General features: G+C 36.0%; 15 protein-coding genes. All 15 read left to right on the top strand.

All coding sequences use genetic code 11. The features are described 5' to 3' along the window. The 15 genes from purC to HMPREF9083_RS02005 all read left to right on the top strand — a co-directional run bounded on the left by purC (window position 1) and on the right by HMPREF9083_RS02005 (window position 14,744). Window positions 1-708: a phosphoribosylaminoimidazolesuccinocarboxamide synthase gene (gene purC, locus HMPREF9083_RS02075; RefSeq protein WP_007555718.1), complete on the top strand. Its 708-nt coding sequence runs from the start codon at window positions 1-3 to the stop codon at window positions 706-708. Further along, a complete protein-coding gene (purF, locus tag HMPREF9083_RS02070) occupies window positions 695-2,149 on the top strand; it encodes an amidophosphoribosyltransferase (protein ID WP_007555717.1) in 1,455 nt (484 codons plus the stop codon). The genes purC and purF overlap by 14 nt, the downstream gene beginning before the upstream one ends. Then, window positions 2,146-2,769: a phosphoribosylglycinamide formyltransferase gene (gene purN / locus HMPREF9083_RS02065; RefSeq protein WP_007555716.1), complete on the top strand. Its 624-nt coding sequence runs from the start codon at window positions 2,146-2,148 to the stop codon at window positions 2,767-2,769. Before purF ends, purN begins: the two co-directional genes overlap by 4 nt. 1 nt (window position 2,770) lies before the next feature. Then, window positions 2,771-4,300 carry a bifunctional phosphoribosylaminoimidazolecarboxamide formyltransferase/IMP cyclohydrolase gene (purH, locus tag HMPREF9083_RS02060; protein WP_007555715.1) on the top strand — a complete coding sequence of 510 codons (1,530 nt, stop codon included), beginning with the start codon at window positions 2,771-2,773 and terminating at the stop codon, window positions 4,298-4,300. A gap of 17 nt (window positions 4,301-4,317) precedes the next feature. Further along, window positions 4,318-5,565: a phosphoribosylamine--glycine ligase gene (gene purD, locus HMPREF9083_RS02055; RefSeq protein WP_007555714.1), complete on the top strand. Its 1,248-nt coding sequence runs from the start codon at window positions 4,318-4,320 to the stop codon at window positions 5,563-5,565. Window positions 5,566-6,318: 753 nt separating this feature from the next. Next, window positions 6,319-7,500, top strand: a complete 1,182-nt coding sequence (gene rpoD, locus HMPREF9083_RS02050) for an RNA polymerase sigma factor RpoD (protein ID WP_007554992.1) — start codon at window positions 6,319-6,321, stop codon at window positions 7,498-7,500. Between the two features lie 108 nt (window positions 7,501-7,608). Then, a complete protein-coding gene (gene rplS / locus HMPREF9083_RS02045) occupies window positions 7,609-7,950 on the top strand; it encodes a 50S ribosomal protein L19 (protein WP_035062582.1) in 342 nt (113 codons plus the stop codon). 76 nt (window positions 7,951-8,026) lie between these two features. Continuing rightward, window positions 8,027-8,428 carry a hypothetical protein gene (locus HMPREF9083_RS02040; RefSeq protein WP_007555711.1) on the top strand — a complete coding sequence of 134 codons (402 nt, stop codon included), beginning with the start codon at window positions 8,027-8,029 and terminating at the stop codon, window positions 8,426-8,428. A gap of 14 nt (window positions 8,429-8,442) precedes the next feature. Beyond that, window positions 8,443-8,955, top strand: a complete 513-nt coding sequence (locus HMPREF9083_RS02035) for a tRNA (cytidine(34)-2'-O)-methyltransferase (RefSeq protein ID WP_007555030.1) — start codon at window positions 8,443-8,445, stop codon at window positions 8,953-8,955. Then, a complete protein-coding gene (locus HMPREF9083_RS02030) occupies window positions 8,942-9,295 on the top strand; it encodes a YlbF/YmcA family competence regulator (protein ID WP_007555018.1) in 354 nt (117 codons plus the stop codon). The genes HMPREF9083_RS02035 and HMPREF9083_RS02030 overlap by 14 nt, the downstream gene beginning before the upstream one ends. Then, complete coding sequence (murB, locus tag HMPREF9083_RS02025) at window positions 9,292-10,218, top strand: UDP-N-acetylmuramate dehydrogenase (protein WP_007555710.1); 927 nt, start codon at window positions 9,292-9,294, stop codon at window positions 10,216-10,218. Before HMPREF9083_RS02030 ends, murB begins: the two co-directional genes overlap by 4 nt. Before the next feature lie 338 nt (window positions 10,219-10,556). Then, on the top strand, window positions 10,557-10,844 hold the full coding sequence (gene groES / locus HMPREF9083_RS02020; RefSeq protein WP_007555708.1) for a co-chaperone GroES: 288 nt from the start codon (window positions 10,557-10,559) through the stop codon (window positions 10,842-10,844). A gap of 35 nt (window positions 10,845-10,879) precedes the next feature. Continuing rightward, on the top strand, window positions 10,880-12,499 hold the full coding sequence (gene groL, locus HMPREF9083_RS02015) for a chaperonin GroEL (RefSeq protein ID WP_007555020.1): 1,620 nt from the start codon (window positions 10,880-10,882) through the stop codon (window positions 12,497-12,499). A gap of 151 nt (window positions 12,500-12,650) precedes the next feature. Continuing rightward, window positions 12,651-13,865, top strand: a complete 1,215-nt coding sequence (locus tag HMPREF9083_RS02010) for a class I SAM-dependent rRNA methyltransferase (RefSeq protein ID WP_007555700.1) — start codon at window positions 12,651-12,653, stop codon at window positions 13,863-13,865. 72 nt (window positions 13,866-13,937) lie between these two features. Continuing rightward, a complete protein-coding gene (locus HMPREF9083_RS02005) occupies window positions 13,938-14,744 on the top strand; it encodes a nicotinate-nucleotide--dimethylbenzimidazole phosphoribosyltransferase (protein ID WP_007555699.1) in 807 nt (268 codons plus the stop codon). Window positions 14,745-14,764: the final 20 nt, after the last annotated feature.

Raw genomic sequence — 14,764 nt, 5'->3', positions numbered from 1 at the left:
ATGAAATTATTATACGAAGGTAAAGCTAAACAGTTATATGAATGTGAAAACAATGAAGAAATTTATGTACATTACAAAAACAGCGCAACTGCATTCAACGGTGTGAAAAAGGAAGAATTCGACCGCAAGGGAATTTTGAACAATACAATTACATCATTTATTTTCAAATATTTAAGTGAACGTGGAATTGAAACACATTTCATCAGAAAAGTAAATGAAACGGATCAGATTTGCAGACATGTAAAAATTATTCCGTTGGAAGTAATTACAAGAAATATAGTGGCCGGTTCTATGGCAAAAAGATACGGTTTGGAAGAAGGAAAAAAACTCAAAAAGCCGATATTCGAATTGAGCTATAAGAATGACGATTTGAACGATCCCTTGATTAATGACGATCACGTAGTAGCATTGGAAATTGCAACGGAAGATGAACTTGCATATATCAAGGAACAGACAAAGAAGATAAATAAATTGTTACAAGAAATGTTCTTGAAAGCTAATTTGATTTTGGTTGATTTCAAAATAGAATTCGGACGTACATCTGACGGAAAGATTATTCTTGCAGATGAAATTTCTCCGGATACTTGCAGACTTTGGGATGTACACACGATGGCGAAGTTGGACAAGGACAGATTCCGTAGAGATTTAGGTTCCGTAATGGAAGCATATGACGAAGTTTTAAGGAGATTGACAAGTGCGTGGAATTAATGAAGAATGCGGAGTTTTCGGAATTTTCAATCATGAAAATGCTGCAAATCTCACGTATTTCGGGCTGCACAGCTTGCAGCACAGAGGACAGGAAGGCGCAGGAATTATTTCAACCGACGGAGTGAAACTTTATCAGCACAGAGATTTGGGACTTGTGTCGGAAGTTTTCAAAAACAAAGAATCACTTGGAGAATTGAAAGGTAAGAATGCAATCGGACATGTGAGATACGCAACCGCCGGTGACAATAGTGTAAGAAATGTACAACCGTTTTTATTCGACTTTCATGATATGAGTGTGGGAATTTGTCACAACGGCAATTTGATAAATGCGATAACACTTCGAAAAGAACTTGAGAAAAAAGGTGCGATATTTCATTCCTCGTCCGATACCGAAGTTTTAATACATTTAATAAGAAGAAGCGAAAAAGAAACTTTCAAAGAGCAGTTGAAAGAAAGTTTCAGAAAACTTGAAGGCGGATTTACATACTTGGTACTTTTGAAAGATGCACTTTACGGTGCTGTAGATCCAAATGCGTTAAGACCTCTTGTTGTGGGAAAAACAAAAAACGGTGCTTATATAGTAGCAAGTGAAACTTGTGCAATAGATACAATCGGAGCGGATTTCGTATGCAATATAGGTGCCGGAGAACTTGTAATCATAACAAAAGACGGAATGAAAATTGAGCAATATACAAAACCCGAGAGAACTTCCATTTCTGCGATGGAATATGTATATTTCGCAAGACCCGATTCCGATATTGCAAATATAAACGTTCATACTGCAAGAAAAAGAAGCGGTAAAATACTTGCAAAAGAATGTCCGACACCAGATGCGGATATCGTAGTAGGTGTACCGAATTCTTCACTGTCCGCTGCCAGCGGATATGCTGAAGAAAGCGGACTTCCCTATGAAATGGGACTTATAAAAAATCAATATATTGCCAGAACATTTATACAACCGACACAAGAACTTCGTGAACAAGGCGTAAAAATGAAATTGTCTGCAGTAAAAGGCGTGGTAAAAGGTAAAAAGGTTGTAATGGTTGACGACTCGATAGTAAGAGGCACTACCTGTAACCGTATAGTAAGACTTCTCAAAGACGCAGGAGCGGTTGAAGTACACGTACGAATAGCATCACCGCCATTTATGTTTCCAAGTTTCTACGGTATAGACACATCACGAACCGAAGAACTTATCGCCGCAAATAAAACGGTAGAAGAAATAAGAGAATACATAGGTGCGGACTCGCTCGGATACCTCAGTGCCGAAGGACTTGTTGAAGCTATCGGAACTGATTTTGAAGGGCCTTACAAAGGATTGTGTATGGATTCGTTCTGTGCGGACTATTCTGCAGGACTTGGAGATTATAAAGAAGATTTCATAAGCTCGCTTACAAATATACAGAAAGAATTTTTGGAGAAAAATAAGGAACAAAAATGAAAAATATAGCCGTATTTATATCCGGAGGCGGAACAAATCTGCAAGCAATTATAAATGCAACGGAAAATAAAGAAATAAATGCAAAAATAAAACTTGTATTTTCAAACAAAAAAAACGCTTACGGGCTTGAAAGAGCAAAAAAAGCAAATATCGAAACTTTGTATTTAAACAGAAAAAATTTTTCCAAAAGTGAAGAATACGATGAAGAAATTTTGAAAGTTTTAAAAGAAAAAGATATAGATTTGATAGTTCTTGCCGGATACTTGGGTATATTGACATCAAAAATAATTTCAAACTACAGAGGAAGAATAATAAATATTCATCCGTCGTTGATACCGTCATTTTGCGGCAGCGGATTTTACGGAGAACATGTACATAAAGCGGTTATAAAAAAAGGTGTAAAAATTACCGGAGCAACAACACATTTTGTAGATGAAATTATAGATGGCGGCGCAATAATCATGCAAGATACGGTACCCGTACAAATGAATGACGATTATAAAAGCATTGCCGAAAAAGTACTTGAAGTCGAGCATAAAATACTTGTAAAAACAGTAAAAGCTTTTTGTGAAAACAGAATAATTTTTAAGGAAAACGGAGCATTTATAACGGAGGAATGAAATGACGAAAAGAGCCTTAATAAGCGTTTTTGAAAAAGACGGAATAGTTGATTTTGCGAAAAAACTTACAGACTTGGGGTGGGAAATCATTTCCACCGGAGGAACATATAAGTTATTGAAACAAAACGGAGTAAATGTAATTGAAGTAGATGAAGTTACGGGATTTAAAGAAATTTTGGACGGAAGAGTTAAAACTTTACATCCGTTCATTCATGGTGGAATTTTGTACAAACGTGATGATGAAAATCATGTAAAAACAGTTAAAAATTCAGGTATTTCATCAATAGATATGGTTGTAAACAATCTTTACCCGTTTGAAAAAGTTTTGAACGGAGAAAACAACACACACGAAAATTTGATTGAAAACATAGACATCGGCGGTCCGTCAATGATCAGAGCTGCGGCAAAAAATTACAACGATGTTTTAGTAGTTGTTTCACCTTCAGATTACAAAGAAGTTTTAAAAAGACTTGAAAACAATACTGCCGACAAAGATTTCAGACTCGGATTATCAGCAAAAGCATTCAATTATACCGCTTACTATGACGCACTTATCTCAAGCTACTTCAATGACTTGCTCGGAATTGAATTTCCGGAAAAGCTTACCGTAACATATAATAAAAAATCTCATTTGAGATACGGTGAAAACCCTCACCAAAGAGCATCATATTACGAAAAAGTATATGTAAAAGAAAAAGAAAAAACATCATTCAGACAACTGCATGGAAAAGAATTGTCATACAATAATTTGAATGATATGTACTCTGCAATAAAAATAGTAAAAGAATTCAACGAACCTTGTGTTGCGGCAATCAAGCACAATAATCCCTGCGGACTTGCAGTAGGTAAAACAATAGACCAAGCATACGACAAAGCATATGCTTGCGATACCGAATCCATTTTCGGGGGAATAATTGCACTCAATGAAGAAGTTACTGAATACGTAGCTGAAAAAATACACAGTTTCTTTGTGGAAGTTGTAATTGCACCGAAATTTTCAAAAAAAGCACTTGAAATATTGGAAACAAAGAAAAATATAAGACTTGTTGAAATCGAAAATCTCAAAGATTTCTCTATTCCGTCACAAACATTCAAAGAAGTTTTGAACGGACTTGTTTATCAAGATTACGACAACAAACTTTTGACACACGAATTGGAATTTGTAACGAAAGCAAAACCCGATGAAGAAACATTGAAAAACCTGTTATTTGCATTCAAGACCTGTAAATGCGTGGCATCAAACGGTATAGTCGTAGTAAAAGACGGTGCGGCAATAGGAATAGGACAAGGCGAAGTAAGACGCTCATGGGCTGCAGAAGAAGCACTTGAAAGAGCAAAAGGTAAACTTGAAGGCGCAGTAGTTGCATCCGATGCATTTTTCTTTGAAGACACCGTTGAATTACTTAATGCAAACGGTATAAAAGCAGTTATTCAACCGGGCGGCTCAATAAAAGACCCGAAAGTAATCGAACTTTGTGACAAGTACGGTATTGCAATGGTATTTACAAGAACAAGACATTTCAGACATTAATTTTTACCGGAGGCGAAATGAGAGTATTAGTAATCGGAAACGGCGGACGAGAAGACGCAATTTGCAAAAAAATATCCGAAAGTAAAAAACTTACAAAATTATACTGTTCAGAAGGCAACGCAGGTACGTTGCGTTATGCGGAAAATGTAAAATTGAAAAGCAATGATGAAATTCTTGATTTTGCAGAAAAAAACAATATAAATCTTGTGATAGTAGGACCTGAAGTTCCCCTTTGCGAAGGTATAAAAGACAAATTTGACAATACAAATATAAAAGTTTTCGGAGCAGACAAAGAAAGTGCAAAACTTGAAGGAAGCAAAGATTTTGCAAAAGAATTTATGTTGAAATACAATATTCCCACTGCAAAATACGAAACGGTAACCTCGAAATCCGAAGGCGAAAAAGTCATAAAACACTTTACATATCCGCTCGTAATAAAAGCGGACGGACTTTGCGCAGGGAAAGGTGTAAAAATTTGTCAAAACGAACTTGAAGCAAAAGAATATTTAAAAGAACTTTTTGAAGAAAAAATTTTCGGACAAGAAGGTACAACAGCAGTAATCGAAGAATTTCTCGAAGGTAAAGAAGCATCACTTCTTTGTTTCGTATCCGACGGAAATCTTATTCCGATGGAAAGCGCAAGAGATTACAAACGCATCTATGACGGAGACAAAGGTGAAAATACAGGCGGAGTAGGCTGTTACTCACCGAATGAACTTTTCAATGAAGATTTGAAAAAAAGTATAAAACCGGTACTGGAAAAAATTTCATACGGACTGAAACAGGAAAACCTCGCATACTCGGGAATACTTTTCATAGGATTTATGATAAAAAACAACGAACCGAAAATTCTCGAATTCAATGTGCGATTTGGAGATCCTGAAACCGAAGTCGTACTTCCACGAATGGAAAGCGACCTTATAGATGTAATTGAAAAATCTATAGAAGGTACATTGAAAGCGGAAGATTTGATTTGGAAAAAAGACAAATGCATGACGGTAATACTCACCTCAAAAGGCTATCCGCTGAAATACGAAAAAGGAAAAGAAATAAGCGGAATTGAAAATGTAGACGAAGACATTTACGTTTATCATAACAATACGGAATTTAAAAATAATAAAATTTTAAGTGCCGGAGGAAGAGTACTGTCCGTAACGGCACTCGGAAGTGATTTTGAAGAAATGAGAAAGCGAATTTACAAAAATATAGAAAAAATCAATTTCGAAAACAAAACCTTCAGAAAAGATATAGGAATAATAAAATAATAGAAGAAATCTTTTGTGTGAAAATGCACAAAAGATTTTTTTTACAACACCATAGTATTTTCGACAATATTACCGGAAAAAGTTTAATTAAAAAAGTTAGAATTGAAAAAACTTGAAAACACTTAATATTAAGCAAACAAGATACAAAAACAACAAAAGAAACACAAAATAGTATAAATTTAGGACATGCGCAATAATTAAATATTATGTTTTGGGACGTAAGTGTTTTGGATTGTTCAATCCGTACTTTTAAGCATAACAGTAAAAAAGAGATATTTATGACGGGTATTTAAGTAAAAAATGACTATCTGATATGAAAAGATATTCCGATTACACGTTTAAATTCTTAAAAGGATTTGTCCGAAAAAGAATTTGAATTTATAAAAACGGAATAGACGATTGAAGCTGAAGAAAAACATAAATTAGAATTATTTGCAAATGTATCAAGTGTGTATCGTATTACATATACTCTTTCTTTTGTATGGATATAATGTAAAAATATATGGTTGGAATTTTGTAATTTCTGCGTTTTATGCTATATTATTTTCGTGTATTTTACGGTTAATATGCACTATATAAATTTTGTATAATTTTTGTTGCATATCATAATTTTTGGTGCTATAATACTAACTTGACTAAAGATATCGAAGTATGGAAGCGTACATTTACGGAGTTTGTAATTTGCCGTATGTGTATGTTATTTTTCTTTTATTTTTATCGAGGATTGATTAGAAATATCGGGAGGTGGCACCATTGGCGATCAAGCAGACACAGTTCGCTCAGTGGATCAAAGAATTAAAAGCAAAGGAAACTGAGGAAGGAGTACTTTCTTACAATTATTTCATTGATTTTGCAAAAGAAAAATCTTTGAATGTAAAGCAACTTGATCAATTGAGTCAACTTCTACATGATCATAATATTGAATTGGTTCTCGATGATGAAAATCCGGAAGATGAAGATATTATTTTGGATGAAGATATCGATGAAAATCTTATAGAAGATTCCGATGATGATAAAGATTGGGAAAAACAGGAAAAAGATTGGACCAAAGTCGAAAATAATGATTATGCGGTAACTCAAGGGAATGTAAGCGATCCGGTAAGACTTTACTTGCGTGAATGCGGTGCGACACCGTTATTGTCCGCAGAAGAAGAAATGACGCTTGCAAAACAGATTGAAAAGGGAAAAATGCTCGATGCAACCGAAGAGGATAAGCTGAGAGCCGAAGATGCAAAAAAAGAAATGGCAAATGCGAATTTGCGTCTTGTAGTTTCCATTGCAAAAAAATATCCCGGAAGAGGTATGCCCTTTTTGGACTTGATTCAAGAAGGTAATATCGGGCTTTTAAAAGCTGTGGATAAGTTCGACTATAAAAAGGGATATAAGTTCAGTACATATGCTACATGGTGGATAAGACAGGCAATCACACGTTCAATTGCAGATCAGGCGAGAACAATTCGTGTACCGGTTCATATGGTTGAAACTATCAATAAAATGAATCGTATCGGAAGAAAATTTTTGCAAGAATTCGGTAGAGAAGCCAGCAATGAAGAACTTGCAAAAGAGATGGGTATTTCAGTGGAAAAAATACGTGAGGCGAAAAAGGCCGCACAGGATCCGATTTCACTTGAAACACCTATAGGTGAAAAAGAAGATTCACACTTGGGAGATTTCATAGAAGATCAAAAAACAAGTTCACCGGAGGAAGAAGCAGCCGCAACAATGAGGAGAGAGCAAATTTATAAATTGCTCAATGAACTTACCGAACGTGAAAAAGGTGTGTTGGCACTACGTTTCGGTATGGATGACGGAACTCCGCGTACATTGGAAGAAGTCGGTAAATATTTCGGTGTAACACGTGAACGTATACGTCAAATCGAAGGTAAGGCATTGAAAAAATTAAGAAAACTTGCAATTCCTATGGAAGGTTTATAAAAAAATTGCCATATCGGAATTAATATGATAAAATAACGTCGTCAGTCTGGACAGTCCGCTGCCATAAAACGATCGGCATGAATGTCCTGTGAGAAGGAGGAAAAGATCGTGAATATTATTGAAACATTGGAGAAAGAACAGCTCCGCAACGACATCCCTGCATTCCGTCCCGGAGATACCGTACGTGTACACACAAAGGTTATCGAAGGAAAGACCGAAAGAATTCAGGTATTTGAAGGCATTGTTATTGCAAGAAAGAATTCAGGAGTAAGAGAAAGCTTTAAAGTACGTCGTATTTCTTACGGTGTAGGTGTAGAAAGAACTTTCTTGGTTCACTCTCCGCGTCTTGCAAAGATTGAAGTTAAGCGTTCAGGTGCAGTTCGCCGTGCGAAATTGTTCTACTTACGTGGATTGTCAGGTAAGGCGGCAAGAATTAAGGAAAGAAAATAAGAAAAGGAAGAAGGCCGTAAGGTCTTCTTTTTTTCTTTATGAATACAATTTGTGATAATATATTAAGGAGAAGTATATGAAATTTAAAATGATACATCTCATACTTCCTATTGCAGTTTTCTCATGTATGGCCACAGTTCATGCAAATGACATACGCTCAGCAATTGCAGTAAATGATCGGACAATAGAAGTTCAAATGGAAGAACAACTTTCAAAAGAAGAGTTGGATATAAACAAATTACTCGAAGATAATTATAAATCACCATTTGAAATAGATCCGTCAGTTGAAATTATAGGAGTGCCGGTTCTTGTAGAAAACAGTCAGAATGACAATGTTTACAGAATTTCAGTTTCATTGCTTTCCGAATACACTCTCTATAGAATTTCCTATGAAGGCAAGCGTAAACGTACATTTTTAACATACAACGAACAGCAAACGGAAGAACATTACAAAAAAAGATACGGCGAAACTTTTTAAAAAGGAGTGATAGCGTGCATATCGTATTGGTTGAACCGGAAATACCCGGAAACACAGGAAATATATCCCGACTGTGTGCTGCGGAACATTTGACGTTACACTTGGTCGAACCGCTGGGTTTTTCTATAGACGATAAGCATTTGAAACGTGCCGGTTTGGATTATTGGAAGTTTTTGGATATTCATATTCACAAAAACTTTGAATCGGTAAAACAAATGCTGAAAGGAAAACGCTTTTTTTACAATACAACAAAAGCAAAACACGTTTATACGGATATTTCATATAAAGAAGATGACGTGCTTGTATTCGGGAAAGAAACAAAAGGATTGCCGGAAGAATTATTACTTGAAAATCAAGACTCTTGCATACGAATACCGATGGTAGAAGAAGCAAGATCTCTCAATCTGTCCAATGCAGTTGCAATAGTGGCACTCGAAGCATTAAGACAAACCGGATTTCCCGAATTGAAAAAAGGCAATCAATATCTTGAAAAAATGAAAGGAACTATATCAAATGAATATGTATGATGAAGCTTACGCTCTTGCAAAAGCAATTAAAGAAAGTAATGAAATGAAACGTTTGAAAGCCGCATCCGAAAAAGTAGGAGCGGACGAAGACGCAAAGAAAATGGTAAAAGAATACATAAGCCTGCAAATGCAAGCCGACTATGCAAAACTTGCAGGACAAAAAGAAGATGAATCAATTTATAAAAAATTGCAAGAAACGGCGATCATTGTAAGTAACAACGAACTTGCACAAGAATACTTGCAAGCGTTGATCAGTTGGAATCAAATAGCTGCGGATTTGCAAAAGATAGTGGCAGAAGCGATGTCGCAGGGTTTAGATATATTGGATTTGAAAAAATGACAAATTGGAATTCTTTTTTTGAAGGGATTTTAGATTCAAAGCAAGTAAAAATAAATGAACCGATGAAAAGGCACACCACCTACGGTATAGGCGGAACGGCAGATGTATTTGTGACGCCTTTTGAAATTGAAGAACTGCGCGAAATTTTGAAAAAAGCACATGAAAATTCAATAAAAGTAAGTATAATCGGCGGCGGTTCAAATACATTGGTGAGTGACAAAGGTATCAGAGGTATTACCATATGCACGGGACGCTTAAAACCTTCAATGGAATGTGAAGATACATTTATCATCGCAAAAGGCGGAGCGGGAACAGGCGGTGTTGCAAGATTTGCGCTTAAAAATTCCTTATCCGGATTTGAATGGGCAGTAGGAATACCGGGCACGCTTTGCGGTGCAGTATTTATGAACGCAAACGGATACGGCGGACAAATGAAAAAAGTAGTGCAAGAAGTATACGCAATAAGTCGTGACGGAAAAGAAATGAAAACATACGATTGGGATGATTTGAAATACGGAGATAGCGACAGCGTATTCATGCACAACGGAGATATTATAATAGGTGCAAAACTTCATTTGAAAAAAGGAAACAAAGAAGAAATTGATGCAAAAATGAAAGAATACCAAGCATCACGAAGAGAAAAACAACCTTTGGACAAAAGAAGTGCAGGCACAATGTACCTGCGTCCTCCGGGATACTATGTAGGACCGATGATAAAAGCAAGCGGACTTGCAGGATTTTCAATCGGAGATGCACAAGTATCCGAAAAACATCAAGGCTTCGTAGTAAACAACGGAAAAGCAACATGTCAAGATGTTGTCGACGTATTAAAACACGTAAGAAAAACGGTAAAAGAAAAATTTAAAATAAAAATAGGCATAGACGTCAGAGTAATAGGCGAAGATACGGAACAACTAAGATAAAATACAAAATAACATAAAAATAATTAATGAAGATATTCAAACGAGTATCTTCATTTTTTGCGTATGATAATAATTTTGTATTTATTTTTGAAGTATATAAAATTGTTTTGTAAAATATCTTTTTATTTATCAAAGGGTTGCGAAATTTATTTTCGTAAAATTTTATACAATAAAAGATAATATTAAATTATGCAGTAATCATTTTATTGTGTTTTGTAAATATTTTTTGAAAAAATATTTTTTTAAAATACTTGCATTTTGCAAAAATATTTTGTAATATATGTATGTAAGTTAGCACTCGATTTGGGTGAGTGCTAATAACATAAGGAGGAATAAATATGTTAAGACCTTTAGCAGATAGAGTTTTGGTTCAAGTTAAAGAAGAAGATACAAAGACAAAGAGCGGTATTTTGTTACCGGATACAGCACAGAAGAAGTCACAACGCGGAGTTGTAATTGCAGTAGGTTCGGGAAAGCTTGCAGATGATGGCAAGCGTATTCCGCTTGAAGTTAAAGTCGGTGATGAAGTATTGTTCTCGAAGTATTCCGGCTCTGAAATCAAGCAGGACGGAAAAGATTACTTGTTGCTTGATGAACGTGATATTCTCGGAGTTTTTTCAAAGTAATATAATTCAAACAAATAAGGTTAGGAGCGATATATATGGCAAAGAAAGTTCTTTATAATGAAGAAGCACGCGCAGCACTTTTGAAGGGTGTTGATCAGCTTGCAAATGCAGTAAGAATTACATTGGGACCTAAGGGCAGAAATGTAGTATTGGATAAGAAATTCGGTGCACCGAATATCGTTAATGACGGTGTTTCCATTGCACGTGAAATCGAATTGAAGGATCCTTTTGAAAATATGGGTGCTCAGTTGGTTAAGGAAGTTGCCACAAAGACAAATGATGTTGCAGGTGACGGTACAACCACAGCTACATTGCTTGCTCAGTCCATGATTCATGAAGGTATGAGAAACGTTGCGGCAGGTGCAAATCCGATGGTACTCAAGAAGGGTATTGAAAAAGCCGTAAAGGTACTTGTAGAAGAAATCAAGAAGAAATCAGTTCCGGTTGATACAAAGGAATCAATCGCACAGGTTGCATCAATTTCTTCCGCAGATGAAACAATCGGCGGCTTGATTGCAGATGCTATGGAAAAAGTCGGAAATGACGGTGTAATTACAGTAGAAGATTCCAAGACAATGGGTACAAATCTCAAGGTTGTGGAAGGTATGCAGTTCGATCGCGGCTATCTCTCACCGTACATGGTATCCGATACCGATAAGATGGAATGCATTATGGATAATCCTCTTATTTTGATTACAGATAAGAAGATTAATGTTCTTCAGGAAGTATTGCCGCTTTTGGAAAAGGTTGTACAGGCAGGCAAGGAACTTCTCATTATTGCCGATGATGTAGAAGGCGAAGCATTGGCTACTTTGGTAGTCAACAGATTGCGCGGTACATTCAAATGCGCAGCTGTAAAGGCTCCGGGATTCGGTGATCGTCGTAAGGCAATGCTTCAGGATATTGCAATTTTGACAGGTGCAACAGTTATCAGCGAAGACTTGGGACGTAAACTTGACAGTGCCACATTGGAAGATGTAGGACATGCACATCAGGTACGCATTACCAAGGACAACACCACAATTATCGGCGGTGAAGGTGATGCCGAAGCAATTAAGCAGAGAGTTGAACAGATTCGTGAACAGTTCAAGAACTCCACTTCTCAGTTCGACAAAGACAAGCTTCAGGAACGTCTTGCAAAACTCGCAGGCGGTGTAGCTGTAATTGAAGTAGGTGCGGCAACGGAAGTTGAAATGAAGGATAAGAGATTGCGCATCGAAGATGCTTTGAATGCAACACGTGCAGCTGTTGAAGAAGGTATTGTTTCAGGCGGCGGTACAACATTTATCGACATTCAGCATGTTTTGGACGATATTGAAGCTGAAGGCGATGTAAAGACAGGTGTAAACCTTGTTCGTCACGCTATAGAAGCTCCGGTACGTCAGATTGCCGACAATGCAGGAGTTGAAGGTGCTATCGTTGTAGAAAAATTGAAAGAAGCTAAAGACGGAACAGGTTACAATGCGGCTGAAGACAAGTATGAAGATATGATGAAAGCCGGAATTGTGGATCCTGCAAAGGTAACACGTTCAGCATTGCAAAATGCAGCATCAATCGCAGCACTCGTGCTTACAACCGAAGCGGTAGTAGGTGAAATACCGGAAGAAAAGCCGGCTGTGCCTGCAATGCCGGGAATGCCGGGCGGAATGATGTAATAGATTACATGAAATAAGTAAACAACTCGAAATAAATTTGAGATTATCTCAAAAATTTCGAGTTGTTTTTTTATTATAAATATACATGACTTTTTTTCATATGTTAATATAAATCAAGAAAGACAGATAATTAATCCGACGGGAGAAAAATATGAATCAGGTTATAATAAGTAAACGTGCGGAATTGGCGGTAAGAGGAGGCCATCCGTGGATATACGGAACGGAAGTAAAAGAATTTGACGGCAATATAAAAAACGGTGACATAGTAAAAGTAAAAACTGTAAAAGATAAATTTTTGGGAAGTGCTTTTTACAATGCCGAATCGAAAATTACATTGAGAATGATTTCATTTAATGCAAATGATACTTTTGATGAAAATTTTTGGAAACGCAGATGTGAATATGCAGTAGATTACAGATTGCAAGTCATGAAAAAAGAAGATTATGATTGCGTGCGAATTGTATTCGGTGAAGCGGATCAACTTCCGGGACTTACGGTGGACAGATTCGGAAGTGTACTTTCAGTTCAAATTTTATCGCTCGGAATTGAACTTAGGAAGAAAGTAATACTTGATAATTTAATTACAACTTTAAGAGAAAAAAATTTGCCCGTTACAGCAGTATATGAAAGAAATGATGTTTCTATACGCAGACTCGAAGGTATGGAAGAGTATAAAGGTTTTTACAAATCTGAATTGCTTGATGAAAAAGATGAAGTTACAAATGTAAGAATTTGTGAAAACGGAATAAAATATGATGTAGATATAGAAAACGGACAAAAAACGGGATTTTTTTTGGATCAGAAGTTTAACAGAAAAGCTGCCGGAAACATAGCAAAAGGGAAAAACGTACTTGATTGTTTTACACATACAGGTGCATTTGCATTGAACGCTGCAAAGTCGGGAGCGAAAAGCGTTACGGCGATAGACATATCTCAACATGCAGTGGATATGGCAACTCATCATGCCGAAATAAACGAACTTGAAAATATGAAAGTTTTAAAAGCCGATGTATTTGATTATTTGACACAGCAGGATAAAAACCATGAGCATAAATATGATTATATAATTTTGGATCCGCCTGCATTTACAAAATCGGGAAGTACCGTACATTCGGCATTCAGGGGATATAAAGAAATAAATTATCGTGCAATGAAACTTTTGCCGAGAGGAGGATATCTTGCCACATGTTCATGCTCACATTTTATGAAAGAGGAACTTTTCATAAAAATGCTTAAAGAAGCTGCAAGAGATGCAAATGTAACTTTAAGACTTATCGAGAGCAGAATGCAGTCACAAGATCATCCGATGATAATGACAATTCCTGAAACATTCTATTTAAAGTTTTATATATTTCAAATTATTTAGACTCCATGCGAGTCTTTTTTATTGATAAAATCATGCTATAATTAATAAAAACAATCGAAAAGCGGTGAAAATATGGAACTGTTCAATGAAACAACGTCAAGCATAAAACCTTTAAATACGGAAGTTATGAAATTTGTACGAACACGTTTCGATGACCTTTATACAGGAACGGGAAACTTGGGAAATCTTGAAGAAATCGTGGTAAAATTTGCAGGAATTTCAGGAAACGAATTTCCGGAAATATCCGAATGTATACTGGTACAAATCGGAGAACGAGGAGATTTCAATTCGGAACTTTCGGAGCTTGAAAAGAAATCTGCGAAGCTTTTGAATGCACGTTTACTTAATCTCAAAAAGTCCGGAAAAAACAATTTCAATATAATTGAAACTGTTGAAGAAGGTATAAATTTTATAGATGAAAATATACATGAAAAAGGATGTGCGGTAATACCTTCAATTGCAATGAATTATGAAAATAAAATATCTGCATTTTGCATTGCTGCCATGCTTTGTAAAAAAGAAAAAAGTGACATTTTCGACAATATAGAGTATTTATTGCAAGATATATCGGGGTTGAGCATCGAGGATGTAAAGCAAGCATTGGAAGAGTCTACCGTAAATACGAATGAAATGTCGGATTTATTCAAAAAAACAGGTACATATGATATTTGGTTCACCTTAGGTATAATGCTCGGAACAATGAAAAAGCACGGTATTATAATATTGAGCGGATGGATATCTTTACTTTGCGCATGTCTTGCGAAACAGTTGTCTGCGGATTTTTCAGATTATTTTCTTTCATCGCAAATATCTTCACTCAATATTCATAATGAATTGTCGAAAAAAACTTTCAGTAGAAGGAAATATAAATTGCGGTAAAAATGAAAACGATATATTTG

The organism is Dialister micraerophilus DSM 19965 (assembly GCF_000194985.1).
Taxonomy (GTDB): Bacteria; Bacillota; Negativicutes; order Veillonellales; family Dialisteraceae; genus Dialister; species Dialister micraerophilus.
The sequence above is the reverse complement of the archived record's forward strand: the minus strand, read 5'-3'. Positions and strand labels throughout refer to the sequence as shown.

What these genes read in the sequence shown, in the direction of transcription:
- HMPREF9083_RS02040 (WP_007555711.1), top strand. Translation starts at nt 8,027, where the DNA reads ATGAAATTTAAAATGATACATCTCATACTTCCTATTGCAGTTTTCTCA.
- groL (WP_007555020.1), top strand. Translation starts at nt 10,880, where the DNA reads ATGGCAAAGAAAGTTCTTTATAATGAAGAAGCACGCGCAGCACTTTTG.
- HMPREF9083_RS02010 (WP_007555700.1), top strand. Translation starts at nt 12,651, where the DNA reads ATGAATCAGGTTATAATAAGTAAACGTGCGGAATTGGCGGTAAGAGGA.
- groES (WP_007555708.1), top strand. Translation starts at nt 10,557, where the DNA reads ATGTTAAGACCTTTAGCAGATAGAGTTTTGGTTCAAGTTAAAGAAGAA.
- purD (WP_007555714.1), top strand. Translation starts at nt 4,318, where the DNA reads ATGAGAGTATTAGTAATCGGAAACGGCGGACGAGAAGACGCAATTTGC.
- HMPREF9083_RS02005 (WP_007555699.1), top strand. Translation starts at nt 13,938, where the DNA reads ATGGAACTGTTCAATGAAACAACGTCAAGCATAAAACCTTTAAATACG.
- murB (WP_007555710.1), top strand. Translation starts at nt 9,292, where the DNA reads ATGACAAATTGGAATTCTTTTTTTGAAGGGATTTTAGATTCAAAGCAA.
- purN (WP_007555716.1), top strand. Translation starts at nt 2,146, where the DNA reads ATGAAAAATATAGCCGTATTTATATCCGGAGGCGGAACAAATCTGCAA.
- purC (WP_007555718.1), top strand. Translation starts at nt 1, where the DNA reads ATGAAATTATTATACGAAGGTAAAGCTAAACAGTTATATGAATGTGAA.
- purH (WP_007555715.1), top strand. Translation starts at nt 2,771, where the DNA reads ATGACGAAAAGAGCCTTAATAAGCGTTTTTGAAAAAGACGGAATAGTT.
- HMPREF9083_RS02030 (WP_007555018.1), top strand. Translation starts at nt 8,942, where the DNA reads ATGAATATGTATGATGAAGCTTACGCTCTTGCAAAAGCAATTAAAGAA.